The 24,647-nt window shown below is 72.1% G+C and carries 19 protein-coding genes; 3 read left to right on the top strand and 16 right to left on the bottom strand.

The features are described 5' to 3' along the window. The 3 genes from ACIO6U_RS26480 to ACIO6U_RS26470 all read right to left on the bottom strand — a co-directional run bounded on the left by ACIO6U_RS26480 (window position 1) and on the right by ACIO6U_RS26470 (window position 3,026). Window positions 1–144, bottom strand: coding sequence for a hypothetical protein (locus tag ACIO6U_RS26480; protein ID WP_188284990.1), 144 nt, complete (start codon window positions 142–144; stop codon window positions 1–3). Window positions 145–378: 234 nt separating this feature from the next. Beyond that, window positions 379–2,010 (bottom strand): L-glutamate gamma-semialdehyde dehydrogenase, encoded by a 1,632-nt coding sequence (gene pruA, locus ACIO6U_RS26475; protein ID WP_391044767.1) that lies wholly within the window; start codon window positions 2,008–2,010, stop codon window positions 379–381. Window positions 2,011–2,096: 86 nt separating this feature from the next. After that, window positions 2,097–3,026 carry a proline dehydrogenase family protein gene (locus ACIO6U_RS26470; protein ID WP_401722872.1) on the bottom strand — a complete coding sequence of 310 codons (930 nt, stop codon included), beginning with the start codon at window positions 3,024–3,026 and terminating at the stop codon, window positions 2,097–2,099. Window positions 3,027–3,158: 132 nt separating this feature from the next. Here ACIO6U_RS26470 and ACIO6U_RS26465 point away from each other — a divergent pair, with 132 nt between their 5' ends. Then, window positions 3,159–4,355 carry a helix-turn-helix domain-containing protein gene (locus ACIO6U_RS26465; protein WP_355348126.1) on the top strand — a complete coding sequence of 399 codons (1,197 nt, stop codon included), beginning with the start codon at window positions 3,159–3,161 and terminating at the stop codon, window positions 4,353–4,355. Window positions 4,356–4,428: 73 nt separating this feature from the next. Here ACIO6U_RS26465 and serA read toward each other — a convergent pair whose 3' ends face one another. The 6 genes from serA to ACIO6U_RS26435 all read right to left on the bottom strand — a co-directional run bounded on the left by serA (window position 4,429) and on the right by ACIO6U_RS26435 (window position 14,254). Continuing rightward, window positions 4,429–6,021 carry a phosphoglycerate dehydrogenase gene (gene serA, locus ACIO6U_RS26460; protein WP_355348123.1) on the bottom strand — a complete coding sequence of 531 codons (1,593 nt, stop codon included), beginning with the start codon at window positions 6,019–6,021 and terminating at the stop codon, window positions 4,429–4,431. 266 nt (window positions 6,022–6,287) lie between these two features. Continuing rightward, entirely contained in the window at window positions 6,288–7,286 is a 999-nt protein-coding gene (gene ilvC / locus ACIO6U_RS26455) for a ketol-acid reductoisomerase (protein ID WP_355348120.1), read from the bottom strand. A gap of 117 nt (window positions 7,287–7,403) precedes the next feature. Then, on the bottom strand, window positions 7,404–7,931 hold the full coding sequence (ilvN, locus tag ACIO6U_RS26450) for an acetolactate synthase small subunit (RefSeq protein WP_188284938.1): 528 nt from the start codon (window positions 7,929–7,931) through the stop codon (window positions 7,404–7,406). A 36-nt stretch (window positions 7,932–7,967) separates the two neighbouring features. After that, a complete protein-coding gene (locus tag ACIO6U_RS26445; protein WP_355348116.1) occupies window positions 7,968–9,845 on the bottom strand; it encodes an acetolactate synthase large subunit in 1,878 nt (625 codons plus the stop codon). A gap of 216 nt (window positions 9,846–10,061) precedes the next feature. Further along, the gene (locus ACIO6U_RS26440) at window positions 10,062–12,890 is read right to left on the bottom strand and encodes an EAL domain-containing protein (protein WP_355348113.1); all 2,829 of its coding nucleotides are present in this window, start codon (window positions 12,888–12,890) and stop codon (window positions 10,062–10,064) included. A 419-nt stretch (window positions 12,891–13,309) separates the two neighbouring features. Beyond that, the gene (locus tag ACIO6U_RS26435; RefSeq protein WP_401723107.1) at window positions 13,310–14,254 is read right to left on the bottom strand and encodes a 2-hydroxyacid dehydrogenase; all 945 of its coding nucleotides are present in this window, start codon (window positions 14,252–14,254) and stop codon (window positions 13,310–13,312) included. 92 nt (window positions 14,255–14,346) lie between these two features. Between ACIO6U_RS26435 and ACIO6U_RS26430 the strand changes: the two genes are divergently transcribed. Beyond that, window positions 14,347–15,339, top strand: a complete 993-nt coding sequence (locus tag ACIO6U_RS26430; protein ID WP_355348110.1) for an aldo/keto reductase — start codon at window positions 14,347–14,349, stop codon at window positions 15,337–15,339. 163 nt (window positions 15,340–15,502) lie between these two features. Beyond that, window positions 15,503–16,657: a PQQ-dependent sugar dehydrogenase gene (locus ACIO6U_RS26425; protein ID WP_401722866.1), complete on the top strand. Its 1,155-nt coding sequence runs from the start codon at window positions 15,503–15,505 to the stop codon at window positions 16,655–16,657. A 15-nt stretch (window positions 16,658–16,672) separates the two neighbouring features. On the opposite strand, the gene ACIO6U_RS26420 is transcribed toward ACIO6U_RS26425, so the two are convergent. The 7 genes from ACIO6U_RS26420 to gatC all read right to left on the bottom strand — a co-directional run bounded on the left by ACIO6U_RS26420 (window position 16,673) and on the right by gatC (window position 24,616). Next, window positions 16,673–19,684: an AAA family ATPase gene (locus ACIO6U_RS26420; RefSeq protein WP_401722863.1), complete on the bottom strand. Its 3,012-nt coding sequence runs from the start codon at window positions 19,682–19,684 to the stop codon at window positions 16,673–16,675. A 161-nt stretch (window positions 19,685–19,845) separates the two neighbouring features. After that, window positions 19,846–20,067: a hypothetical protein gene (locus ACIO6U_RS26415; protein ID WP_355348101.1), complete on the bottom strand. Its 222-nt coding sequence runs from the start codon at window positions 20,065–20,067 to the stop codon at window positions 19,846–19,848. A 161-nt stretch (window positions 20,068–20,228) separates the two neighbouring features. Next, the gene (locus tag ACIO6U_RS26410; RefSeq protein ID WP_401722860.1) at window positions 20,229–20,855 is read right to left on the bottom strand and encodes a hypothetical protein; all 627 of its coding nucleotides are present in this window, start codon (window positions 20,853–20,855) and stop codon (window positions 20,229–20,231) included. A 207-nt stretch (window positions 20,856–21,062) separates the two neighbouring features. Beyond that, window positions 21,063–22,571: an Asp-tRNA(Asn)/Glu-tRNA(Gln) amidotransferase subunit GatB gene (gene gatB / locus ACIO6U_RS26405; protein ID WP_355348095.1), complete on the bottom strand. Its 1,509-nt coding sequence runs from the start codon at window positions 22,569–22,571 to the stop codon at window positions 21,063–21,065. 29 nt (window positions 22,572–22,600) lie between these two features. Then, the gene (locus tag ACIO6U_RS26400; RefSeq protein WP_355348092.1) at window positions 22,601–22,825 is read right to left on the bottom strand and encodes a hypothetical protein; all 225 of its coding nucleotides are present in this window, start codon (window positions 22,823–22,825) and stop codon (window positions 22,601–22,603) included. After that, a complete protein-coding gene (gatA, locus tag ACIO6U_RS26395; RefSeq protein ID WP_355348089.1) occupies window positions 22,822–24,315 on the bottom strand; it encodes an Asp-tRNA(Asn)/Glu-tRNA(Gln) amidotransferase subunit GatA in 1,494 nt (497 codons plus the stop codon). Before gatA ends, ACIO6U_RS26400 begins: the two co-directional genes overlap by 4 nt. 4 nt (window positions 24,316–24,319) lie before the next feature. Next, a complete protein-coding gene (gatC, locus tag ACIO6U_RS26390) occupies window positions 24,320–24,616 on the bottom strand; it encodes an Asp-tRNA(Asn)/Glu-tRNA(Gln) amidotransferase subunit GatC (protein ID WP_401722856.1) in 297 nt (98 codons plus the stop codon). Window positions 24,617–24,647: the final 31 nt, after the last annotated feature.

Genomic DNA, 24,647 nt, shown 5'->3' with positions numbered 1-24,647 from the left:
TCAGCGGGCCTCGTGGCCCGTGCTGCCGCCGTTGTCGCGGCGGTCCATGCTGCGCTGGAGGGCGCGGAGGGCGTTCTGGCGGGCGGTCTCGTCCATGGTGATCAACTCCAGGGAAAACTTGAGGAGATGGATGGCGGTCGCCACGGAACGGGGCGGGGAGCGGGCGCCGCGGGGGTGACCCGCGCGAAGGGCGCTGCTCGCATCCGCCGCTCGCTCGATGGAGCGAGACGTTCGGCTTCTTACAAAGTTAGGTCAGCGTGGCCGTCCTGTCGCCACAATTACTCGGACTTCCTACTATCTGAGACGACCGTCACCCATGAGGAGGCCCCCGCCACCGGATGGGGACCGGTGACGGGGGCCGCTGAGGGCAGGGCGTGGTCAGCCCTGGTGCGGGTAGCGGTAGTCCGTCGGCGGGACCAGCGTCTCCTTGATGGAGCGCGTGGACGTCCAGCGCAGCAGATTCTGCGCGGCGCCCGCCTTGTCGTTGGTGCCCGACGCCCGGCCGCCGCCGAACGGCTGCTGGCCGACGACGGCGCCGGTCGACTTGTCGTTGATGTAGAAGTTGCCCGCGGCGAACCGCAGCTTCTCCATCACGTCGGCCACCGCGGCCCGGTCCTGCGCGATGACCGAGCCGGTCAGGCCGTACGCCGAGACCGACTCCATCTGCGCGAGCATCGTCTCGAAGTCGGCGTCCTCGTAGACGTACACACCGAGCACCGGGCCGAAGTACTCCTCGCGGAAGATCTCGTTGGCCGGGTCGGTGGAGACCAGGACGGTCGGGCGGATGAAGTACCCGACCGAGTCGTCGTACGTGCCGCCCGCGACGACCTCGATCGTCGGGTCGGCCTTGGCGCGGTCGATGGCGGCCTTGTTCTTGGCGAAGGACCGCTCGTCGATGACGGCGCCGAGGAAGTTGGACAGGTCGGTGACGTCGCCCATGGTGATGCCGTCGACCTCGGCCGCGAACTCCTCCTTGAAGCCGCCGTCCCAGATCGAGCGCGGGATGTAGGCGCGGGAGGAGGCCGAGCACTTCTGGCCCTGGTACTCGAAGGAGCCGCGGGTCAGCGCGGTCTTCAGGATCGCGGGGTCGGCGGACGGGTGCGCGACCACGAAGTCCTTGCCGCCGGTCTCGCCGACGATCCGGGGGTAGGACTTGTAGCCCTCGATGTGCTCGCCGACCGTGCGCCACAGGTGCTGGAAGGTCTTGGTGGAGCCGGTGAAGTGGATACCGGCGAGGTCCGGGTGGGTCAGGGCGACCTCGGAGACGGCGATGCCGTTGCCGGTCACCAGGTTGATGACGCCGTCGGGCAGCCCGGCCTCGCGCAGCACCTTCATCAGCAGGACGGCCGAGTGGGTCTGCGTCGGCGACGGCTTCCACACCACGACGTTGCCCATCAGGGCGGGCGCGGTGGGCAGATTGCCCGCGATGGCCGTGAAGTTGAACGGCGTGATCGCGTAGACGAAGCCTTCGAGCGGGCGGTGGTCGAGGCGGTTCCAGACGCCGGGGGCGTTGGCGACCGGCTGCTCGGCGAGGATCTGCCGCGCGAAGTGGACGTTGAACCGCCAGAAGTCGACCAGTTCGCAGGGGCTGTCGATCTCGGCCTGCTGGGCGGTCTTGCCCTGGCCGAGCATCGTGGAGGCCACGATCGTCTCGCGCCAGGGTCCGGCGAGCAGTTCCGCGGCGCGCAGGATGATCGCGGCGCGGTCGTCGAAGGCCATCGCGCGCCAGGCGGGGGCGGCGGCCAGCGCGGCGTCGACCGCGTCCTGCGCGTCCTGCGCGGTGGCCTCGGCGTAGCTGCCGAGCACGGCGCCGTGGTTGTGCGGCTGCACGACGTCGGAGCGCTCGCCGCCGCCCATGCGCTGCTCGCCGCCGATGAACATCGGCAGGTCGACGGGGTTGCCCGCCAGTTCCTTGAGCTTCGCCTCCAGACGGGCGCGCTCCGGGCTGCCCGGCGCGTACGAGTGCACCGGCTCGTTGACCGGCGCGGGAACCTGGGTCACGGCGTCCATGAAGCGTTTCTCCTTCGGTGAAGAAAGGGGGGATCAGCGGGCGGGAGTCGACGGGCGGATCAGGGGCCCGGGACCGGCGGGCCGGATCAGCGGGCGGGGAGGAAGGAGCGGAGGAAGAAGGCGAGGTTCGCCGGGCGCTCCGCGAGGCGGCGCATGAAGTATCCGTACCAGTCTGCGCCGTACGGCACATAGATGCGCATACGTTCGCCTTCGTCCGCGAGCCGCCGCTGCTCCGCGGCCCGGATGCCGTACAGCATCTGGAACTCGTACGACCCGGCCGGCCGGTGGTTGCGCGCCGCCAGGTCCTGAGCGATGGCGATCATGCGCGGGTCGTGCGAGCCGACCATCGGGTAGCCGTCGCCCGCGAAGAGGATGCGCAGCGCCCTGACGTACGCCTTGTCCACGTCGGCCTTGGCCTGGAAGGCGACCTCGGCGGGCTCCTTGTACGCGCCCTTGACCAGCCGTACGCGCGAGCCCGCGACCGCCAGCGCGCGGGCGTCGTCCTCGGTGCGGAAGAGATACGACTGGAGGACGGCGCCGGTGCCGGGGTGCTCGCGGCGCAGCTCGTGGAGTATCGCCAGCGTCGAGTCGACGGTGGTGTGGTCCTCCATGTCGAGGGTGACGGTGGTGCCGACCTCGGCGGCCAGTTCGGCGATCCGCCGTACGTTGGCCAGCGCGATGTCGTGGCCGCCGTCGGGCAGCGTCTGGCCGAAGGCGGACAGCTTCACCGACACCTCGGCGCGGCTGCCGAGGCCGTCGTTCCGCAGCGCTTCCAGCAGCCGCAGATACGCGTCCCTGGTGGCCTGCGCGGTGGCCCGGTCGGTGACGTCCTCACCGAGGTGGTCGAGGGTGACGTCGAGGCCGGAGGCGGTCAGCGACCGCACGGTGTCCATCGCGGGGCGCAGTTCGTCGCCCGCGATGAAGCGGTTCACCACGGGACGGGTGACGGGTGCGGCGGCGACGACGCGGCGCATACGGTCGCTGCGCGAGGCGGCGAGCAACACGGGACCGAGCACGGTGGCTCCTCCGGGACGAGGGCGGTACGGGGGAACGGCCGTCTCCGGCCGTCGCCCCGAATCTAGGATTCGCCTACCCGTTGGACCAGCGACACCTGTCACGCATCAGGGTGTGGTCCCTCATACAGATGTATGAGGGAGAATGGACGAGTGCGTAGTGACTACGGCGGCAGCGGCGGTTTCAGTGGCTTCGGCGGCGATCTCCAGGAGCTGGTCGACGAGGTGTCGGCGCTGCTGGGGGCGCCCGCGACCTTGGAGGACCGGGACTTCCGGCTGATCGCCTTCGGCGTGCACGACGGTGACGACGGCGCGACGGACCCGGTGCGTACCCGGTCGATCCTCACGCGCGGCTCCACCACCGAGGTCCGCGCCTGGTTCGAGCAGTTCGGCATCACCCGCGCCACCGGGCCGGTACGGATTCCGGCCGCGCCCTCGGCGGGCGTCTTCCGCGGCAGACTCTGCCTGCCCGTGCGGCACGGCGGCGTGGTGCACGGCTACGTCTGGCTGCTGGACGAGGCCGAGCACACCGCGACCCAGCTCGACGCGGCGATGGCGGTGGCCGCCAGGATCGGCGACCGGCTCGCGGTGACGGCCCGCGAGGGCGCGGGCACCGGCCGGGCGCTGCGCGACCTGCTGACCGCCCGCACCCGCGCCGCCCGCGACAACGCGGAGGACGCGCTGCGGACGGCGCTCGGCCCGGACGCCGACGAGCCGCACGCGCTGGTCTGCATCCGGCCGCCGTCCGGCGGCGAGGACGACCTGCCGGGGCCGCGGACGATCCCGTCGGCCGCCGCGCTCTGTTTCGTGCCGGGCCCGCGCGGCGACTGCGTCGCGCTGCTGGTGCGGCTGCGCACCGTACAACTGCTGGCCACGGCCAGGTCGGCGGCGGCGCGGGTGCTCGGGGAGGTGGCCTCGGAGGGCGCGGTGGCCGGGGTCAGCGACGGGCGCAAGTCGCTCGCGGAGCTGCCGGAGGCGTGGCGGGAGGCGGGGGACGCGGCGCGCGCCGCGCTCGCGCAGCCGCTGCACGGGCCGATCGCGAAGTGGTCGGGCATCGGCCCCTACCGTTTACTGACCGCGCTCCCGGCGGACGTCCCGCCGGACCCGGTGATCGCCCCCTTGCTCTCCCCCGCGCACCGCGAACTGGCCCACACCGCCGAGGCGTTCCTCGACAACGCCGGGCAGGCCGGCCGCACCGCCACCGCGCTGGCCATCCACCGCCAGACCCTCTACTACCGGCTCTCGCGCATCGAGCAGTTGACCGGCCTCGACCTGGCCGACGGCGAGTCGCGGCTGCTGCTCCACATGGCCCTGAAGGCGGCGCGGCTGTAGGGCGGCCGGACATACCGACGGCGCCTCCCCCCACACCCGGTGGGAGGCGGCGCCGTCGTACGCGTGCGGACCGTCAGTCCGTCAGGTTCACCGCGCGGGCGGACGTCGCGCCGATCTCCGCCGCGATGTCGCTGAGGACACCGGCCGGGATCGTGGAGTCGACGGTGAGGGCGACCAGCGCGTCGCCGCCTGCGGCGGCGCGGGCGACCTGCATACCGGCGATGTTGACGCCGACCTCGCCGAGGATGCGGCCGAGGGTGCCGACCACGCCGGGGCGGTCGGTGTAGCGCAGGAAGGCCATGTGGTCGGCGAGCACCAGGTCGGTGTCGACGTCGCCGACCGCGACGATCTTCTGGATGTTCTTCGGCCCGGCCAGCGTGCCGGAGACCGAGACCTCGGTGCCGTCGGCGAGCGTGCCGCGCACCGTCACCAGATTGCGGTGGTTGGGCGACTCGGAGCTGGTGGTGAGGCGGACCTCGACCCCGCGCTCCTGCGCGAACAGCGGCGCGTTGACGTAGGAGACCGTCTCGGCGACGACGTCCTCGAACACGCCCTTGAGCGCGCTGAGTTCCAGCACCTTCACGTCGTGCTGGGTGATCTCGCCGGAGACCTCGACGTCGAGGCGGGCCGCGACCTCCCCGGCCAGCGCGGTGAAGATCCGGCCGAGCTTCTCGGCGAGCGGCAGAGCGGGCTTGACGTCCTCGGCGATGACGCCGCCCTGGACGTTCACCGCGTCCGGGACCAGCTCACCGGCGAGCGCGAGGCGCACCGAGCGGGCGACGGCGATGCCCGCCTTCTCCTGCGCCTCGTCGGTGGAGGCGCCCAGGTGCGGGGTGGCCACCACGTTGTCGAACTGGAACAGCGGGGAGTCGGTGCACGGCTCCTTGCTGTATACGTCCAGACCCGCGCCCGCGACCCGGCCCTCCTTGAGCGCCGAGGCCAGCGCCTCCTCGTCCACGATCCCGCCGCGCGCGGCGTTCACGATCCGGACCGACGGCTTGACCTTGTGCAGCGCCTCGTCACCGATCAGGCCGAGCGTCTCGGGCGTCTTGGGCAGGTGCACGGTGATGAAGTCCGCGGCTTCGAGCAGCTCGTCCAGCGTGAGCAGCTTGACGCCCATCTGCGCGGCGCGCGCGGGCTGCACATAGGGGTCGTACGCGACGATGTTCATCCCGAAGGCGGACATCCGCTGGGCGACCAGCACGCCGATCCGGCCGAGGCCGACGACGCCGAGGGTCTTCTCGCTCAGCTCGACGCCGGTGTACTTGTTCCGCTTCCACTCGCCGTTCTTGAGCGCGGCGTTGGCCGGGGCGATGTTGCGCGCGGTGGCGATGATCAGACCGCAGGCCAGCTCGGCGGCGGTCACGATGTTGGAGGTCGGCGCGTTGACGACCATGACGCCGGCCTTGGTGGCGGCGGAGACGTCGACGTTGTCGAGGCCGACGCCCGCGCGGGCGACGACCCGGAGTTTGCTCGCGGCGGCTACGGCTTCCGCGTCGACCTTGGTGGCGCTGCGGATCAAGATGGCGTCGACATCGGTGATCGCGGACAGCAGGTCGGCTCGGTCCGCCCCGTTGCAGTGCCGGATCTCGAAGTCCGGGCCGAGCGCGTCCACCGTGGCGGGCGACAGCTCTTCTGCGATGAGTACGACAGGCTTCTGGCTCACGTGGTCCTCACTTGTCCTTCGTGGGCGGCCGGTCCCGCGGTCGCTCCAGGGAGGGAGGGGATGGCATGCCGCGTGGAAGACGCACGACGCTGTGAGCCTGACGCGCTTGTTAAGGCAGTGTATCGGCGCGTTGACGGGCACCCTACGCCTTGGTGTAAGGATCACCCGAAGGTGGTTGTACGCCACGGCCAAGGGGCTTCTCACCCGCCGGACAGACCCCTTGGCCCGCCCGGCGGCCGAGAGCCCCCGAGACCGTGTGAGGGGTGTTACGCCTCTTCGTCGACCCAGCTCATCAGCTTGCGCAGCTTGCGGCCGGTCGTCTCCAGCAGGTGGTCCTCGTCGGCCTTCTTGTACTCGTTGTACTTCGGCAGACCGGCGTTGTACTCGGCGATCCAGTTGTTGGCGAAGGTGCCGTCCTGGATCTCGCCGAGGATCTTCTTCATCTCGGCCTTGGTGTTCTCGTTGATGATCCGCGGGCCGGAGACGTAGTCGCCCCACTCGGCGGTCTCGGAGACCGACCAGCGCATCTTCTCCAGGCCGCCCTCGTACATGAGGTCCACGATCAGCTTCAGCTCGTGGAGGCACTCGAAGTACGCGATCTCCGGCTGGTAGCCCGCCTCGACCAGGGTCTCGAAGCCGGCCTTGACCAGTGCGGAGGTGCCGCCGCACAGGACCGCCTGCTCACCGAAGAGGTCGGTCTCGGTCTCCTCGGTGAAGGTGGTCTTGATGACGCCGGCGCGGGTGCCGCCGATGCCCTTGGCGTACGACAGGGCCAGCGGGAAGCCCTTGCCGGTGGCGTCCTGCTCGACGGCGGCGATGCAGGGCACGCCGCGGCCTTCCTCGTACTGACGGCGGACCAGGTGGCCGGGGCCCTTGGGGGCGACCATGCACACGTCGACACCGGCCGGCGGCTTGATGAAGCCGAACCGGATGTTGAGGCCGTGGCCGAAGAAGAGGGCGTCGCCGTCCTTCAGGTTGTCCTTGATGGACTCCTCGTAGACCTTGGCCTGGATCGGGTCCGGGACCAGGATCATGATCACGTCGGCCTCGGCGGCGGCCTCGGCCACCGACACCACGCGCAGGCCCTGCTCCTCGGCCACGGTCTTGGACTTGGAGCCCTCGTGCAGACCGACGCGCACGTCGACGCCCGAGTCACGCAGCGACAGCGCGTGGGCGTGGCCCTGGCTGCCGTATCCGATGACCGCGACCTTGCGGCCCTGGATGATGGACAGGTCGGCGTCGTCGTCGTAGAACAGCTCGGCCACTTCGGGTCTCTCCTTGGATCGGGTTGTACGGCCCACCGTACGACGGGTGGGGACACGGGGGTTGCGGGGTCTCGCCATACGGATTCGGGCGAGGAGGCGTTACGTGACGCCGCGGTGCTACGCGGAGCGGTCCAGCGCGCGCAGGCTGCGGTCGGTGATGGAACGGGCGCCCCGGCCGACGGCGATGGTGCCGGACTGGACGAGTTCCTTGATGCCGAAGGGCTCCAGCATCTTGAGCATGGCCTCCAGCTTGTCGGCGCCGCCGGTGGCCTCGATGGTGACGGCCTCCGGGGAGACGTCCACGGTCTTGGCGCGGAAGAGCTGGACGATCTCCACGATCTGGGAGCGCGAGTCGTTGTCGGCCCGCACCTTCACCAGAACGAGTTCGCGCTGAACCGCCGACGCGGGGTCGAGTTCGACGATCTTCAGCACGTTGACGAGCTTGTTGAGCTGCTTGGTGACCTGCTCCAACGGCAGTTCGTCCAGCACGTTGACCACGATGGTGATGCGGGAGATCTCGGGGTGCTCGGTGGTGCCGACCGCGAGGGAGTCGATGTTGAAGCCGCGCCGGGAGAACAGCGCCGTGATCCGGGCGAGGACACCGGGCTTGTTCTCCACCAGGACGGAGAGGGTGTGCTTGGACATGGTCGGGATTCCTTCTCTCACGTGTCCGCGGTCGCTTCAGTCGTCCAGCTCGTCGCTGAAGTCCGGGCGGACGTCGCGGGCGGCCATGATCTCGTCGTTGGAGGTGCCTGCGGCGACCATCGGCCACACCATCGCGTCCTCGTGGACGATGAAGTCCACGACGACGGGGCGGTCGTTGATGGAGTTGGCCTTGGCGATGACCGCGTCCAGCTCCTCGGGGGTCTCGCAGCGCAAGCCCACGCAGCCCATCGCCTCGGACAGCTTCACGAAGTCCGGGACGCGGGTGCCGCGGTTCTGGATGGAGCCGACGCCCTGCGTGGAGCCGGGGACGTTCTCGGCGCCTGAGTGCAGCACGGTGTTGGAGAACCGCTCGCCGTAGAAGAGGTTCTGCCACTGGCGGACCATACCCAGCGCACCGTTGTTGATGATCGCGATCTTGATCGGGATGTTGTTGAGCGCGCAGGTGACCAGTTCCTGGTTGGTCATCTGGAAGCAGCCGTCGCCGTCGATCGCCCAGACGGTGGCGTCGGGGCGGCCGGCCTTGGCGCCCATGGCGGCCGGGACCGCGTAGCCCATGGTGCCCGCGCCGCCGGAGTTGAACCAGGTGGAGGGCTTCTCGTACTTGATGAACTGGGCGGCCCACATCTGGTGCTGGCCGACGCCCGCGGCGAACAGCGTGCCCTCCGGGGCGAGTTGGCCGATCCGCTCGATGACCTGCTGCGGGGACAGGCTGCCGTCGGAGGGCAGGTCGTAGCCGAGCGGGTAGGTGTTGCGCCAGAAGTTCAGGTGCTCCCACCAGCCGGTGTAGTCGCCCTTGTGACCGGCCTCGTGGTCGGCCTGGACGGCGACGATCAGATCGGCGAGCACCTCGCGGGCGTCACCGACGATCGGGACGTCCGCGACGCGGTTCTTGGAGATCTCGGCCGGGTCGATGTCGGCGTGCACGACCTTGGCGTACGGCGCGAAGGTGTCGAGGCGGCCGGTGACGCGGTCGTCGAAGCGGGCGCCGAGGGCGACGATCAGGTCGGCCTTCTGGAGCGCGGTGACCGCGGCGACGTCGCCGTGCATGCCGGGCATGCCGACGTGCTGCGGGTGGCTGTCGGGGAAGGAGCCGAGCGCCATCAAGGTGGTGGTGACGGGCGCGCCGGTCAGTTCCGCGAGGATGCGCAGCTCGCCGGTGGCGCGGGCCTTCATGACGCCGCCGCCGACGTAGAGCACGGGGCGCTTGGCCTCGTTGATCAGCCGGGCGGCCTCGCGGATCTGCTTGGCGTGCGGCTTGGTCACCGGGCGGTAGCCGGGCAGGTCCTGCTGCGGCGGCCAGGAGAACGTCGTCTCGTTCTGCATCGCGTCCTTGGCGATGTCGACCAGGACCGGGCCGGGGCGGCCGGTGGAGGCGATGTGGAACGCCTCGGCGATGGTGCGCGGGATGTCGGCCGCGTCGGTGACCAGGAAGTTGTGCTTGGTGATCGGCATGGTGATGCCGCAGATGTCCGCCTCCTGGAAGGCGTCGGTCCCGATGGCCTTGGCGGCGACCTGCCCGGTGATGGCGACGATCGGCACCGAGTCCATGTGGGCGTCGGCGATCGGCGTCACGAGGTTGGTCGCGCCGGGGCCCGAGGTGGCCATGCACACGCCGACCTTGCCGGTGGCCTGCGCGTAGCCGGTGGCGGCGTGACCGGCGCCCTGCTCGTGCCTGACCAGGATGTGCCGGACCTTCGCGGAGTCCATGAGCGGGTCGTACGCGGGCAGGATCGCGCCCCCGGGAATGCCGAATACCGTGTCGGCGCCAACGGCCTCGAGGGAGCGGATGAGCGACTGCGCGCCCGTCATGCGCTCGGGGGTGGCTGCTGCGGCGGGAGCCGCGCTGCGGGTCCGCGGCTGCGGATGGTGGGACCCGTTGGCCTGCTCGGTCATCTGCGTTCTCTTCTCTCGAAGATGGGGGTGATGAGGGTTTTGTGGGGGTGTCCGACGGGGGCCGGACAACAAAAAACCCCTCGTGCCGTGAGGCAAGCGAGGGGAGCGCGTCGGTGCGTGTGCGAGGCTGTACGGCCTCGGTCAGCCGACGCGCTTTCCAAGTACGAGAATTCGGGTGCGCATGGCCTTGACCTTCCTCCCGGACCCCGGCGGGTGTCAAGCCGGTGGGACACGCGTCTCAGTATTTGAGCGACGCGAGGGCAGCGGAAGTCCGTTCGATGTGACCTGTTCACGGGGTGTTTCCCGCGGTACGGGATAGCCGCCGCGGGTCAGCGAGCCGCGCAGCCGGTGCTCGTCCAGCGGCCCCGAGAAGGCCATGCCCTGGCCGTGCGTACAGCCCATGTCGCGCAGGACGTGCAGCTGCTCGGGGCGGTCCACGCCGTCGGCGACGCTGCCCACGCCCAGGTCGTGGGCGATCCGCAGCAGACCGCGGGTGATCTTGTGCAGCCGGGCCGACTCCACGACGCCCTCCACGAAGCAGCGGTCGAGCTTGACGAGGTCGACGGGGAGTCTGCGCAGCGCGATGAGCGAGGCGTAGCCGCCGCCGAAGCCGCCGAGCGCGATCCGTACGCCCATCCTGCGCAGCGCCGACAGCCGCCGCTCCAGGTCGTCCAGGGCGATCCGGGGGTCGCCGCCCGCCAGCTCCAGGACGAGGCCGCCGGGGGGCAGTCCGTGCCGGGTGAGCATGGTCTCGATGCCGGACACGGGGAGGTCGCGGTGGAGCAGGCGGTGGGCGGGGAGCCGGACGGCGACGGGGACGGTGTGACCGGCCCCGTACCGCAGCGCCGCCTGCTCCACCGCCTGTTCCAGCAGCCACCGCCCCAGCTCTAAGGAACGGTCGGTGTCCTCGGTGGCGCGCAGGAATTCGGCGGGAGTGAAGAGGATGCCCTGCGCGGACCGCCAGCGGGCCTGCGCCTCGACGGAGGTGACCCGGCCGCTGTCCAGTTCCACCACGGGCTGGTGGAGCAGGGTGAACTCGCCGTCGTGCAGCGCCTTGCGGAGCCTGCCGGCCAGTTCGGTGCGGCGGACGACGTCGGCCTGCATCTGCGGTGCGTAGACCTCGACGCGGCCCTTGCCCGCCTGCTTGGCGCGGTACATCGCCAGGTCCGCGTTGCGCATCAGCTCGCCGGGGGTGGCGCCGGGTTCGGCGAAGGCGATGCCGATGCTGGCGGCGACCCGTACCTCGCCGCCCTCCACGCGGTACGGCTCGCAGAGCACCGACCGCAGGCGCTCCGCGATGTCGAGGATCTGGAACTCGCGCTCACGCGGGTCGGCGCTGGCGCCGCAGACCAGGGCGGCGAACTCGTCGCCGCCGAGCCGGGCCGCGGTGTCGCCGGAGCGCAGCGCGTCCCGTATCCGCCGGGCGGCCTGGACCAGCAGTTCGTCGCCCGCCTGGTGGCCGACCGTGTCGTTGACGGCCTTGAAGCCGTCGAGGTCGACGTAGAGCAGGGCGGCGTGGGCGTCACCGGCCCTCCGGCCGCTCAGGGCGCGGGTGACGCGCTCGGTGAACAGCGCGCGGTTGGGCAGGTCGGTGAGCGGGTCGTGCGAGGCGTTGTGCTGCAACTGGGCCTGGAGCCTGACGCGTTCGGTGACGTCCCGGCTGTTGAAGATCAGGCCGCCCTGGTAGCGGTTGACGCTGGACTCGACGCTGAGCCAGCAGTCGTCGGCCATCGAGCCGTCCTGGTTGCGGGTGTGGCCGGAGCGGATGCGGCACTCGATCCGGGTCGCGGGTTCGTCGCCGGGCGGCGCGGCGAGGAATCTGCGGACCTCGTGGACGACGCGTCCCAGGTCGTCGGGGTGGATGTGCGCGGCCAGTTCGGTGCCGACCAGTTCCTCCGGGTCGCGGCCGTAGACGCCCTGCGCGGCGGGGCTGACGTAGCGCAGCACTCCGGTGGGCGCGGCGATCATGATGACGTCGCTCGACCCCTGGACCAGGGAGCGGAAGTGGTTCTCCTTCTGGGCCAGTTCCTGGGTGAGCGAGATGTTGTCGAGCAGCATGATGCCCTGGCGTACGACGAGGGCGAGGACGACGGTGCAGCCGGTGAAGAGGACGACGCGGTCGCACTTCTGGCCGGTGATCACGTTGTAGAGGATGCCGAGGGTGCAGACGGCGGCGGCCAGATACGGCGTGAGGGCGGCGAGCGAGCCGGTGACCTTGCGGGTCGCGGTGGCGGTGCGCCGCACCGGGTCGGTGCGGGTGCCGGTCCACGGCGCGTACGCCAGCAGCATGCTGCCCGCGAACCAGCCCGCGTCGAGGATCTGGCCCGAGCGGTAGTGCTCGCGCAGGATCGGCGAGGTGAACAGGGCGTCGCACAGCACGGTCATGGCGAGCGCGGCGATGGCGGTGTTGACCGCGGCGCGGTTGGCGGCCGAGCGCCGGAAGTGCAGGGCGAGCACCATGCTGACCAGGACGATGTCCAGCAGCGGGTAGGCCAGCGAGAGCGCCATGCGGGCGGTGCTCGGGCCGTCCCAGGCCGCGGTGTGGGCGAGCGCCAGGCTCCACGACAAGGTGAGCAGCGAGCCGCCGATCAGCGACGCGTCCAGCGCCAGGCAGACCCAACCGGCTCTGGTGACCGGGCGTTTGGCCAGGACGAGCAGGCCGATGATGGCGGGCGGCGCGAACATCAGGAAGCAGAAGTCGGCGGCGGAGGTCTGCGGCACCGGGCGGCGCAGCACCACCTCGTACCAGCCCCAGATGCCGTTGCCGAGCGCGACCATCGCGGAGGAGACCGCGAACAGCAGCCAGGCGGGGCGGTGTTGGCCGCAGACCTTGCGCGCGTAGACCAGCGAGGAGACGGTGGCGGTGGCCGCGGCGGCGGAGAGTCCGAAGTCGCCCATGACCAGGGCGACTTCGCTGGAGCCCCAGCCGAGCACGGCGCCGGTGGTGTAGCCGCCACACAGGACCGCGACCAGGAGTTGGGGCAGCAGGCCCGCCCGGCCGCCGCGCGCCGAAGGGCGGGCGAGCACCGCCCCGGTGGAGCTCACCGTGCGGTCCGGTGTCGTCGGCGCGGGCCGAACGGCCGCGGTGTGCTGCTCAGTACGGCGCTCTGGGCCCGCGCGCTGGAGTGACCGGAGTGAATCCATCGGCCGTGCATCGCCCGTCGCCCCCCTTCACTTGCTCGTCGTTCACATCACCGTGGCCGTCCCTCCCGGCCCCGGTGAGTCCCCCGATCGGGACGATACACCAGATCCGTCACTCAGGGACATAGTTCCTCTACTCAGCGTAACCACGGGGAAGATGGCGGACGCGCGTGCGGTCGCCGCGTGCCGAAGGGCCGTCCTCCCCCGTGCTGTAGGCGTGCCCGTCCCGCCTCACGCATACGCGTCGGCCGCGCCCCGACGGCCGTGCGCGGGACGTCTCGGTCCGCCCATCGGCCGGTCGGCCGGTCGCTCGGCCAGCCGGGTCAGCTCGTCGCGACGACGTTCTCCAGCGGTTCACCGGCCGCGAAGCGTACGAGCTGCTCGCGGATCAGCCGCTGGGCGCGCGGCAGGAAGGCCGAGGTGCTGCCGCCCACGTGCGGGCTGATCAGCACGCCCGGCGCGTGCCACAACGGGTGCCCCGCGGGCAGCGGTTCGGGGTCGGTGACGTCGAGCGCCGCGGTCAGCCGCCCCGCCCCGGTCTCGGCGAGCAGCGCCTCGGTGTCGACGACCGGGCCGCGCGCCATGTTCACCAGCAGCGCGCCGTCCTTCATCCGGGCCAGGAACTCCGCGCCGGCCAGACCGCGGGTCTGCTCGGTCAGCGGAGTGGTGAGCACCACCACGTCGGCGGACGGAAGGAGGCGCGGCAGCTCGGAGAGGGCGTGCACCGGTCCGCGCGGCGCGTTCCTGGCGCCGCGCGCCACCCGCACCACCTCGCACTCGAACGGGATCAGCCGCTCCTCGACGGCCGCGCCGATCGAGCCGTACCCGACGATCAGCACCTCGCGGTCGGCGAGCGCCGGGTAGAAACCGCCGTGCCACTCCTCGGCGTCCTGGCCGCGCACGAAGCGCGGGATGCCGCGCAGCGAGGCGAGGACGAGCGCGAGGGCGAGTTCCGCGGTGCTCGCCTCGTGCACCCCGCGCGCGTTGCACAGGCTCACGCCGGGCGGCAGTCGCTCCAGGTGCGGCAGGATGTGGTCCACTCCGGCGCTGAGCGTCTGCACGGCGCGCACCCCGGTCATCCGCGGCAGCGGCAGCGCTCCCGCGGTCGCGCCCTTCATGTAGGGGACGACGTAGAAGGCGGCGTCCGCCGGGTCGGCGGGGAAGTCGCCGTCACCGTCCCAGAAGACGTACTCGAAGGCGTCCGGCAGTCCGTCCACGCCCTCGGGCGGCACAGAGAGCCACACCTGGGGACGGCGGTCTCGGGTCATGTCGTTCATGGTCAGGAGGCTATGACACAGTGGGGCGGCGGCTGGGATCGGTCCGGCGGATCACGAACGGCCCTTTGAGGGAGGACGGTCGGGTGGAGCGCAGGACAATCGGTGCAGCAGCTCTCGAAGTGGGCGCCGTGGGCCTGGGATGCATGCCGATGAGCTGGGCGTACAGCACCTCGCGCCAGGACGGCGAGACGTCGCTGCGGGCCGTGCACACCGCGCTCGACACGGGTTCGACGCTGCTGGACACCGCCGACATGTACGGCCCGTTCACCAACGAGCTGCTGCTGGGGCGGGTGTTGAGGGAGCGGCGGCGCGACGCGTTCGTCTCCACCAAGTGCGGGCTGCTCGTCGGCGAGCAGCACATCGTCGCCAACGGCCGCCCCGGGTACGTCAAACGCGCCTGCGACGCGTCGCTGCGCCGCCTCCAGACCGACGTCATCGACCTCTACCAGCTCCACCGGGTGGACGCCGAGGTGCCCATCGAGGAGACCTGGGGCGCGATGGCGGAACTGGTCGCGGCGGGCAAGGTGCGGGCGCTCGGCCTGTGCGCGGTCGGCGCGCGCGGCAACCGCCGCACCGGCGCGCACCTGCACGACGAGACGATCCGGCACCTCGTACGCGCCCAGCAGGTCTTCCCGGTCAGCTGTGTGCAGGCCGAGCTGTCGGTGTGGGCGGCCGAGGCCCTGGAGTCGCTGCTGCCGTGGTGCGCGGCGCGCGGGATCGGCTTCATGGCCGCGATGCCGCTGGGCAACGGCTTCCTCACCGGCACGCTGACGCCCGGCGGCGGTTTCGAGCCGGACGACCTGCGCGCCCGGCATCCGCGCTTCACCGCCGAGATGATGGCCGCCAACCAGCCCGTGGTGGCGGGACTGCGCCGGGTGGCCCAGCGGCACGACGCGACCGCCGCCCAGGTCGCCCTGGCCTGGGTCCTCGCCCAGGGGCCGCACGTCGTGCCGGTCCCCGGCGCCAAGTCGGCCCGCTGGACGGCCGAGAACGCCGGGGCCGCGCGGCTGCGGCTGACCTCGGAGGACCTGTCGGAGATCGCGGAGCTGCCCGCCGCGCGCGGCTCGTGGGACTGACGCGGGTCTGCCGTGCGGCCTCGGCGGGTACGGGTGATCGGCGGGCGGGACGCCGCTCGCGTGTGATGTGCTGGGGCGAAACGAGGGAGTGAGCGCCGTGAGGTCTTGGAGCGCAGTGCGCCGCGGGCGGGTCCGCCGGACGGCGGCCGGGACTGTGGCCGCCGTGGCCGTACTCGTCCTCGGCGGCTGCTCGTCGGACGGCCCGAATCTCGTCACTCCCCGGCCGTCGGGCAGTGGCGTCTCGCCGTCCGCGCCCTCCCCGAGCGGCGGCACGGCCGGGACCACCGCGCCGCCCGCCAGCCCGTCGGAGTCCGCCGCGCCCGCCAAGGGCACCGCGAAGGTGACCGGCACCGTCGCCTCCGGGCTCGACACCCCGTGGGGCGTCGCGACGCTGCCGGACGGCACCATGCTGGTCGGCTCCCGCGACACCGGCCGGATCGTCCGCGTGGACCCGGTCAAGAAGACCACCAGCGCGGTCGGCACCGTGCCCGGCGTCCAGGCGGGCGGCGAGGGCGGTCTGCTCGGCCTCGCGGTCTCCCCCGACTTCGGCTCCGACCGGCTGGTCTACGCGTACTTCACGACCGCGTCGGACAACCGCATCGTCCGGATGCTGTACGACACCTCGCACGCCGAGGGCCAGCAGCTCGGCGCCCCCGACACGATCCTGCGGGGCATCCCCAGCGGCACCATCCACAACGGCGGGCGGATCGCCTTCGGCCCCGACAAGATGCTGTACGCCGGGACCGGCGAGACCAACCAGCGCGGGCTCGCGCAGGACAAGTCCTCGCTCGCCGGGAAGATCCTGCGGATGACGCCCGACGGGCAGCCGCCGAAGGACAACCCCACGCCCGGCTCCCTCGACTACTCCGACGGCCACCGCAATGTGCAGGGCCTGGCCTGGGACGACAAGGGCCGCCTGTGGGCCTCGGAGTTCGGCCAGGACACCTGGGACGAGCTGAATCTCATCGAGCCCGGCAAGAACTACGGCTGGCCGGTCGTCGAGGGCATCGCGCACCGCGCGGGGTACGTCGACCCCGTCGTCCAGTGGCACACCGACCAGGCGTCGCCCAGCGGGATCGCCTACGCCGCCGGGTCCATCTGGATGGCCGCCCTCCACGGCGCCCGCCTGTGGCGCATCCCCCTCGACGGCGTCCACGCCGCCGCCGCGCCGCAGTCCTTCTTCACCGGTGCCTACGGCCGCCTGCGCACCGTCGTCGCCGCCGACGACGGCACCTTGTACCTGACGACCAGCAACACCGACGGTCGCGGCACCCCCGCCAAGGGCGACGACCGCATCCTGCACCTCACGGTGAGCTGACCCGCGCGGGCGGCGTCAGGACGCCGCCGGGGCGAAGAGATTCAGCCGGTGGGCCAGCGCGGCGGCCTCACCGCGGGTGGACAGCGAGAGCTTGGCGAGGATGTTGGAGACGTGGACGCTCGCCGTCTTGGGTGAGATGAACAGGACTTCGGCGACCTGACGGTTGGTGAGGCCGTCGGCGACCAGGCGGAGCACGTCGCGTTCACGGGCGGTGAGCCCGAGGGATTCGACGGGGTCCGCGGCGGGGGGCGCGGGGCTGTCCAGGGGCAGGCGACCGCGCTGGGCCAGTCGGGTGATCCGGTCGCGCAGGGGGCGCGCGGCGAAGGCGTCCGCCGTCGCGTACGCCTGCGCGAGCAGGCACCCGGCCTCCTCACGGCCCTCGGGTCCCGCGGCCAGCAGCGCCTCGGCGTGCCGGTGGCGTACGGCGGCCAGTTCGTACGGCCGTTCCTGGCGGGCGAAGGCGAGCGCGGCGGCGGCCCACAGGTCGGGCTCCGTACGGCCTTCGGCGCGGGCCAGTTCGGCGTCGACCACCAGGGCGTACGCCTCGGCGAGCGGCGTCGGCCGGGACAGCTCGCGGGCGGCGGCGCGGATACGTTCCAGGACGCGCGGTTCGGCGGCGCCGTCGGCCTCGGCGGCGGCTCCCGCGGCGAGCAGGGGCCAGGCGAAGCGGGTGGTCCCGGTGGCGAAGCCGCTGTCGATCGCGCCGAGGAGTTCGCGGCGCGCGTCGTCGAACCGGCCCTGGGCCGAGGCCAGTTGGAGCGCCAGGGTGCGGCTCGGGATGAGGTGCTGCGGCTGCGTGTCGTGGAGGAGACCGGACCGGGCGGCGGCCTGGTAGCGGACGGCGGCCTCGGTGTCGCCGAGCAGCAGGGCGAGGAATCCGTGGTGCATCTCGATGCCCGCGCGCGGATACGAGCCGTCGGCGTACCGCAGCGCCTCGGCGAGGGCGACGGCGGCCTCCGCGTACCGGCCGAGCGAGATCAGCGACTCGCCCTCGTTGGTGAGCAGCCACGAGCGGATGCCGAGCGAGACGCGCGCGCCGATCAGCCGCTGGCCCTCGCGGGCGACGGCGACGGCCTCGCGGGAGCGGCCCGCGCCCTCCAGGACGGAGGACAGATTGCCGTAGGTGCGGGCGATGGCGCCGGGCACCGCGTGGTCGCCGCTGAGCAGCCGCCGTACCTCCTCGACCTCCGCGATGCCGCCGTCAATGTCACCGCCGTCGGCCTGGAGCAGGCCGAGGGTGACGCGGGCGTGCAGTTCGGTGTCGCGGGCGCCGGCCTGCCGGGCGTACTCGACGGCGCGGCGCCCGATGTCGATGCCCTCGGCGCCGGATTTGTGCACCATGATCCAGCTCGCGATCATCGTGAGGACCTCGGCGTGCGCGGCGGACGGCGGCTGGCCGCGGACCAGTTCGCGGGCGCGCGACAGCTCGTCCCAGCCGTCGCCGCGGCCCAGCGCCTCGGTGACGCGGGAGCGCTGCGCCCAGAACCAGGCGGCGCGCAGCGGGTCGTCGCCGCTGTCGGCGCGGTCCATCAGCCGCAGTGCCCGCTTGGCCATCGCGTGCGCGCGTTCCCGCTCGCCGCCGAGCCGGGCGGCGACGGTGACCTCGGCGAGCAGGTCGAGCAGGCTCAGCGGGGTGTCGGGGTGGCAGCCGCACGCCGGGTACGCCTCCGCGTAGTCGGCGGGCCGCAGCTCGGCGCGGGTCTCCTCGGGGGCGTCGTCCCACAGTTCGAGCGCGCGTTCCAGCAGCCGGTACTGCTCGGCGTACGCGTGCCGCCGCCTGGCCTCGACGGAGGCGCGCAGGACGGCGGGCAGCGCCTTGGCCGGGTCGTGGGCGGCGTACCAGTAACTGGCGAGCCGCGCGGCCCGCTCGTCGGCGCGGACGAGCGTCGGGTCGGCCTCGACGGCCCGCGCGTACCGCCGGTTGATCCGGCTGCGCTCGCCGGGCAGCAGGTCGTCGCCGACGGCCTCGCGGACCAGGGAGTGCCGGAAGCGGTAGCCCTCACCGCTGTCGGAGGGCAGCAGGATGTTGGCGCCCACGGCGGTGCGCAGCGCGTCCAGCAGGGCGTCCTCGTCCAGTCCCGTGATGGCTTCGAGCAGCCGGTACTCCACCGTGCTGCCGCCTTCCGCGACGAATTTCGCCACCCGCTGGGCGTCGTCGGACAGCGCCTCGACGCGGACCAGCAGCAGGTCGCGGAGGGATTCGCTGATGCCGGTGGCGCAGCCGCGGGTGATGCTGCACGCCAGCTCCTCGACGAAGAAGGGGTTGCCGTCCGAGCGGGTGAAGACCTCGTCCACGACGGCGTCCGCGGGCTCCGCGCCGAGGATCGACGCGAGCTGACGGCGCACTTCGGCGCGGCTGAAGCGGGGCAGCTCGATGCGCTTGACGGTCCGCAGCCGGTCGGTCTCGGCGAGGAAGGGCCGCAGCGGGTGCCTGCGGTGGATGTCGTCGGCGCGGTAGGTGCCCGCGATCAGCACGCGGGCGCGCTGGAGGGAGCGGAAGAGATACGCCAGCAGCTCGCGGGTGGAGCGGTCGGCCCAGTGCAGGTCCTCCAGGACGACGACGAGCGTACGGTCGGCGCCGAGCCGTTCCAGCAGGCGGGCGGTGAGCTCGAAGAGGCGGACCCGGCCGTCCTCGTCGTGCGGGTCGCGCGGCAGGCCGCCGCCGGATTCGGCCAGCTCGGGCAGCAGCCGGGCCAGCTCGGCCTCCTGCCCGGCCGCGGCGGCCGTCAGCTCGGCGCCGAGCGCCCGGTACAGGGCGCGCAGCGCCGTCGAGATCGGGGCGAACGGCAGTCCGTCCGCGCCGATCTCCACGCAGCCGCCGACCGCGGTGACCGCGCCGGCCGCCCGCGCGGCGGCCACGAATTCCTCGGTCAGCCGGGTCTTGCCGACCCCCGCCTCCCCGCCGATCAGCACCGCCTGCGGCTCCCCCGCCGCCGCGGCGGCCAGCGCGGCGCCGAGCTTCGCCAGCTCGGCGTCACGGCCAATGAACTCGGGACTCAGCGACTGCGTCTGCACGCTGCCGAGCATCGCACGCCCACGCCTTCCCCCGACACCGATTACCCGGGCGGCGCCTTGCCCGTCCCTCCCGCCGGGCGCGGGAGAGGGGCCGCCCGCCGGGGGCGGCCCCTGCGCCCGCGCACCCGGCAGCGCGGTCGCGGTGGTCCGGGCCGGCGCCGGGTGCGGCGCAGTCATGCGGCTTGGTGGCGGGCTCGGCCGCGGGACGGGCGCGGGGAGGCGGGGGCCTCCGCGGCCGAGTCCGCCTCGGTGCCGGTGCGGGCGGCGGTCCTGGTGGTCCTGCGGTTCCTGCGGGCGGCGTCGCGGGCGGCCTTGGCGTCCCGGGCCAGCCGCCAGGCGTCGGCGCGGTGCTGGAGGTCGTCACGGCGGGCCTGCTGGAGTTCGTACGCGAACATCGGTCTCTCCCCTTGGATGATGTGCTTGTTCCGCTGCCACAAGCTTCGTCTCCAAGGGGGTCCCGCCACATCGGGCAGTTGCCGCAACTCTCGGCCCCAGGGGGCCTTAGACGGCCGCCCCGTACGGGGTGCGGGTGCCTTAGACGCTCACCGCGCGGGGGTCAGGACGCGGGTACCGTAGGGAGGTCGGCGAACACGTCGAACCACATGGCGCCCGCGATGAGCAGGCCGATGAAGGCCAGGACGACACCGCCCCAGGCCAGCGCCTGGCTCCAGTGGCCGCGGGCGGCGCGGGCCCGGGAGGCCGGGTGCAGCAGCACTCCGCCGCAGACGATCAGCGCGACGACCGCGAAGATGCCGTTGACCAGGGCGATCGCGTGCCAGGGCGTGCCGTATCCGGCGGCGATCTGCTGCTTGGCGGTGCCGCTGGACGTCTTGATCTGGCCGATCAGGCCCTGCCGCTGGGAGACGACGTTGCTGAGCCAGGTGCCGGTGAGCGAGGACAGCGCGAGCGCGGCGCCCGCGACGGCGGCGGCGCCGGTCACGATGGCGGAGGCGGCGGACGGCGCCGCGGGCTCCGCGGCGAGGGCGTCGTCCTCCTCCTCGTCGTCGGCTCCGTCGCCGGTCACCTCGTAGTCGGTCTCGTCCACGACTTCGAGGTCGGCCGCGGTCTCCGCGGCGGGGGTGCCGGGCTTCTCCCGCGCGGACGCGGTCCCGCTCTCGGTCCCGCTCTCAATCCCGCTCTCGGTCTCGGCGTCGGTCACTGTGGGGGGCTTGGTGGTCTCCATGGTCCGCACCGTAGGGATGCTTTCTGAGAGCGGACTGAGAGTCGTCTGAGAGTGCCCGCCTCAACCTGTGAGATCCACTGTCCACATCCCGGCCGGGCACGGCCGAGGCCACCCTCCGGCGACGTGGGCCGCCCACGGCCGAGGGCGGCCCCCGCCACCGGGAACCGCCCTCGTATAACCGTCCGGGCACGCGCGGGCGGCCTGGCCTCAGCCCTGCACGCCCAGCTTCTCCAGCACCAGCTCACGGACCCGCTTCGCGTCCGCCTGCCCGCGCGTGAGCTTCATGACGGCGCCGATCAGCGCGCCCGCCGCGGCCAGGTTGCCGCCACGGATCTTGTCCGCGATCGCCGCGTTGGCCGCGATGGCCTCGTCCACGGCCGCGCCCAGGGCGCCGTCGTCGGACACGACCTTCAGGCCGCGCTTGTCGACCACCTGGTCGGGGTCGCCCTCGCCCGCGAGAACGCCCTCGATGACCTGGCGGGCCAGCTTGTCGTTGAGGTCGCCCGCCGAGACCAGCGCCGCGACCCTGGCCACCTGCGCCGGGGTGATCGGCACATCGGCCAGCTCGGTGCCGGACTCGTTGGCGTGCCGGGCCAGCTCGCCCATCCACCACTTACGGGCCGCCGCCGCGTCCGCGCCCTCGTCGATGGTGGCGAGGATCAGGTCGAGCGCGCCCGCGTTGAGCACCGACTGCATCTCGTGGTCGGCGATGCCCCAGCTCTCCTGGAGCCGCTTGCGGCGCAGCCGCGGCAGCTCGGGCAGCCCGGCGCGCAGCTCCTCGACCCAGTCACGGGCCGGGGCGACCGGCACCAGGTCGGGCTCGGGGAAGTACCGGTAGTCCTCGGCCTCCTCCTTGATCCGGCCGGAGGTCGTCGACCCGTCCTCCTCGTGGAAGTGCCGGGTCTCCTGGAGGATCGTGCCGCCGGAGGACAGCACCGCCGCGTGCCGCTGGATCTCGAAGCGGGCCGCCCGCTCCACACTGCGCAGCGAGTTGACGTTCTTGGTCTCGCTGCGGGTGCCGAACTTCTCCCGCCCGTGCGGGCGCAGCGACAAGTTGACGTCGCAGCGCATCTGGCCCTGCTCCATCCGGGCCTCGGACACGCCCAGCGCCTTGATCAGCTCGCGCAGCTCGGCGACGTACGCCTTGGCGACCTCGGGGGCGCGCGCGCCCGCTCCCTCGATCGGCTTGGTGACGATCTCGATCAGCGGGATGCCCGCGCGGTTGTAGTCCAGCAGCGAGTGCGAGGCGCCGTGGATCCGCCCGGTGGCGCCGCCGACGTGCAGCGACTTGCCGGTGTCCTCCTCCATGTGGGCGCGTTCGATCTGCACCCGGAAGACCTCGCCGTCCTCCAACTGGACGTCCAGATAGCCGTTGTACGCGATCGGCTCGTCGTACTGCGAGGTCTGGAAGTTCTTCGGCATGTCCGGGTAGAAGTAGTTCTTCCGGGCGAAGCGGCACCACTGCGCGATGTCGCAGTTGAGCGCGAGGCCGATCTTGATCGCGGACTCCACGCCGACCGCGTTGACCACCGGCAGCGCGCCGGGCAGGCCAAGACAGGTCGGGCAGGTCTGCGAGTTGGGGTCGGCGCCCAGTTCGGTCGAGCAGCCGCAGAACATCTTGGTCCTGGTGCCCAGCTCGACATGGACCTCGAGGCCCATCACCGGGTCGTACGACGCCAGCGCGTCCTCGTAGGACAGCAGCTCCGTGACGGTCACAGTTCCCTCTACCTTCTCAGTCCGTCCGGTCAGCCGGTCAGGATGTCGTCGTCGTTCGCCTGGCGCAGCTCGCGGATGAGCAGGGCGACGCCGGTGGCCACCGCGGCCACCCGGATCAGGCCGTCGACCAACTGGAGGGTGTCCTGCTCGCCGCGGGCGGTGCGGACCTTCTTGATGTTGCTGAAGGCCGCGAAGAGCGTGCTGCCGATGGCCAGGTACGTGCCCGGCTTGCCCTTCTTCTTCACGGTGCTCATAGCTGGGGTGCCTCCTCTAGCAAGGGGTGGCCCCACTTCTTCACGAAGGCGGCCTCGACGGCGGCGCCGACCCGGTAGAGCCGGTCGTCCTTGAGTGCGGGTGCGATGATCTGGAGTCCCACCGGCAGCCCGTCCTCGGGGGCCAGTCCGCAGGGCAGCGACATCGCCGCGTTGCCCGCGAGGTTCGCGGGGATGGTGCACAGGTCCGCGAGGTACATCGCCATCGGGTCGTCGGCGCGCTCGCCGATCGGGAAGGCGGTGGTCGGCGTCGTCGGCGAGACGATCACGTCGACGCTCTCGAATGCCTTCTCGAAGTCCCGGGTGATCAGCGTGCGGACCTTCTGCGCCGAGCCGTAGTACGCGTCGTAGTAGCCGGAGCTGAGCGCGTACGTGCCGAGCATGATGCGGCGCTTGACCTCGGGGCCGAAGCCCGCGTCACGGGTCAGCGCGGTGACCTCCTCGGCCGACTTCGTGCCGTCGTCGCCGACCCGCAGGCCGTAGCGCATGGCGTCGAAGCGGGCCAGGTTGCTGGAGCACTCCGACGGCGCGATCAGGTAGTACGCGGCGAGCGCGTACGTGAACGACGGGCAGGAGATCTCCACGATCTCGGCGCCCAGGTCGCGCAGCAGCTCCACCGACTCGTTGAACCGCTGGACGACACCGGCCTGGTAGCCCTCGCCGCCGAACTCCTTGACGACGCCGACCCGCAGGCCCGCCACGCCGCCGTTGCGCGCGGCCTCGACGACCGGCGGCACCGGCGCGTCGACGGAGGTGGAGTCGAGCGGGTCGTGCCCGGCCATCACCTCGTGCAGCAGCGCGGCGTCCAGCACCGTACGGGCGCAGGGGCCGCCCTGGTCGAGCGAGGACGAGAAGGCGACCATGCCGTACCGCGAGACGCCGCCGTAGGTGGGCTTCACGCCGACCGTCGCGGTCACCGCGGCGGGCTGCCTGATGGAGCCGCCGGTGTCGGTGCCGATGGCCAGGGGGGCCTGGTACGAGGCGAGCGCCGCGGCCGAACCGCCGCCGGAGCCGCCGGGGATACGGGTCAGGTCCCACGGGTTGCCGGTCGGGCCGTACGCGCTGTTCTCCGTCGAGGAGCCCATCGCGAACTCGTCCATGTTGGTCTTGCCGAGGATCACCACGTCGGCGGCCTTCAGCCGCTTCGTGACGGTCGCGTCGTACGGCGGGATCCACCCTTCGAGGATCTTCGAGCCCACGGTGGTGGGCACGCCCTCGGTGGTGAAGATGTCCTTCATCGCCAGCGGCACACCCGCCAGCGGGCCGAGCGGCTCGCCCGCCGCGCGCTTGGCGTCCACGGCGCGGGCCTGCTTGAGCGCGCCCTCGCGGTCGACGTGCAGGAAGGCGTGCACCTTCTCGTCGACGGCCTCGATCCTGGCCAGGTGCGCCTCGGTGACCTCGACCGCGGTCAGTTCGCCGGACGCGATCTTCTCCGCCGTCTGAGCGGCGGTCAGCCTGATGATGTCCGTCATGGTCTTAGTCCTCCCCCAGGATCTGCGGCACCTTGAAGCGCTGCTGCTCCTGCGCCGGGGCGCCCGACAGGGCCTGCTCCGGGGTCAGCGACGGCTGGACGTCGTCCGGGCGCATGACGTTGGTCAGGGGCAGCGGGTGCGAGGTCGGCGGTACGTCCTCGCCGGCCACCTCGGACACGCGGGCTACCGCGCCGATGATGTCGTCGAGCTGTCCGGCGAAGTGGTCCAGCTCGTCGGCGGACAGTTCCAGCCGTGCCAGCTTGCCGAGGTGGGCGACCTCCTCGCGCGTGATGCCAGGCATGCGATTGCGATCCTCTGCGGGGTGAGATGTC

Origin of the sequence: Streptomyces sp. NPDC087422, from assembly GCF_044744145.1 — a bacterium.
Classification (GTDB): Bacteria; Actinomycetota; Actinomycetes; order Streptomycetales; family Streptomycetaceae; genus Actinacidiphila.
The sequence above is the reverse complement of the archived record's forward strand: the minus strand, read 5'-3'. Positions and strand labels throughout refer to the sequence as shown.

Excerpts from the sequence above, each read along its gene's own strand:
- pruA (WP_391044767.1), bottom strand. The coding sequence starts at position 2,010 with ATGGACGCCGTGACCCAGGTTCCCGCGCCGGTCAACGAGCCGGTGCAC.
- ACIO6U_RS26465 (WP_355348126.1), top strand. The coding sequence starts at position 3,159 with ATGAGGGAGAATGGACGAGTGCGTAGTGACTACGGCGGCAGCGGCGGT.
- ilvN (WP_188284938.1), bottom strand. The coding sequence starts at position 7,931 with ATGTCCAAGCACACCCTCTCCGTCCTGGTGGAGAACAAGCCCGGTGTC.
- ACIO6U_RS26445 (WP_355348116.1), bottom strand. The coding sequence starts at position 9,845 with ATGACCGAGCAGGCCAACGGGTCCCACCATCCGCAGCCGCGGACCCGC.
- ACIO6U_RS26435 (WP_401723107.1), bottom strand. The coding sequence starts at position 14,254 with ATGACCCGAGACCGCCGTCCCCAGGTGTGGCTCTCTGTGCCGCCCGAG.
- ACIO6U_RS26420 (WP_401722863.1), bottom strand. The coding sequence starts at position 19,684 with ATGCTCGGCAGCGTGCAGACGCAGTCGCTGAGTCCCGAGTTCATTGGC.
- ACIO6U_RS26415 (WP_355348101.1), bottom strand. The coding sequence starts at position 20,067 with ATGTTCGCGTACGAACTCCAGCAGGCCCGCCGTGACGACCTCCAGCAC.
- ACIO6U_RS26410 (WP_401722860.1), bottom strand. The coding sequence starts at position 20,855 with ATGGAGACCACCAAGCCCCCCACAGTGACCGACGCCGAGACCGAGAGC.
- ACIO6U_RS26400 (WP_355348092.1), bottom strand. The coding sequence starts at position 22,825 with ATGAGCACCGTGAAGAAGAAGGGCAAGCCGGGCACGTACCTGGCCATC.
- gatA (WP_355348089.1), bottom strand. The coding sequence starts at position 24,315 with ATGACGGACATCATCAGGCTGACCGCCGCTCAGACGGCGGAGAAGATC.
- gatC (WP_401722856.1), bottom strand. The coding sequence starts at position 24,616 with ATGCCTGGCATCACGCGCGAGGAGGTCGCCCACCTCGGCAAGCTGGCA.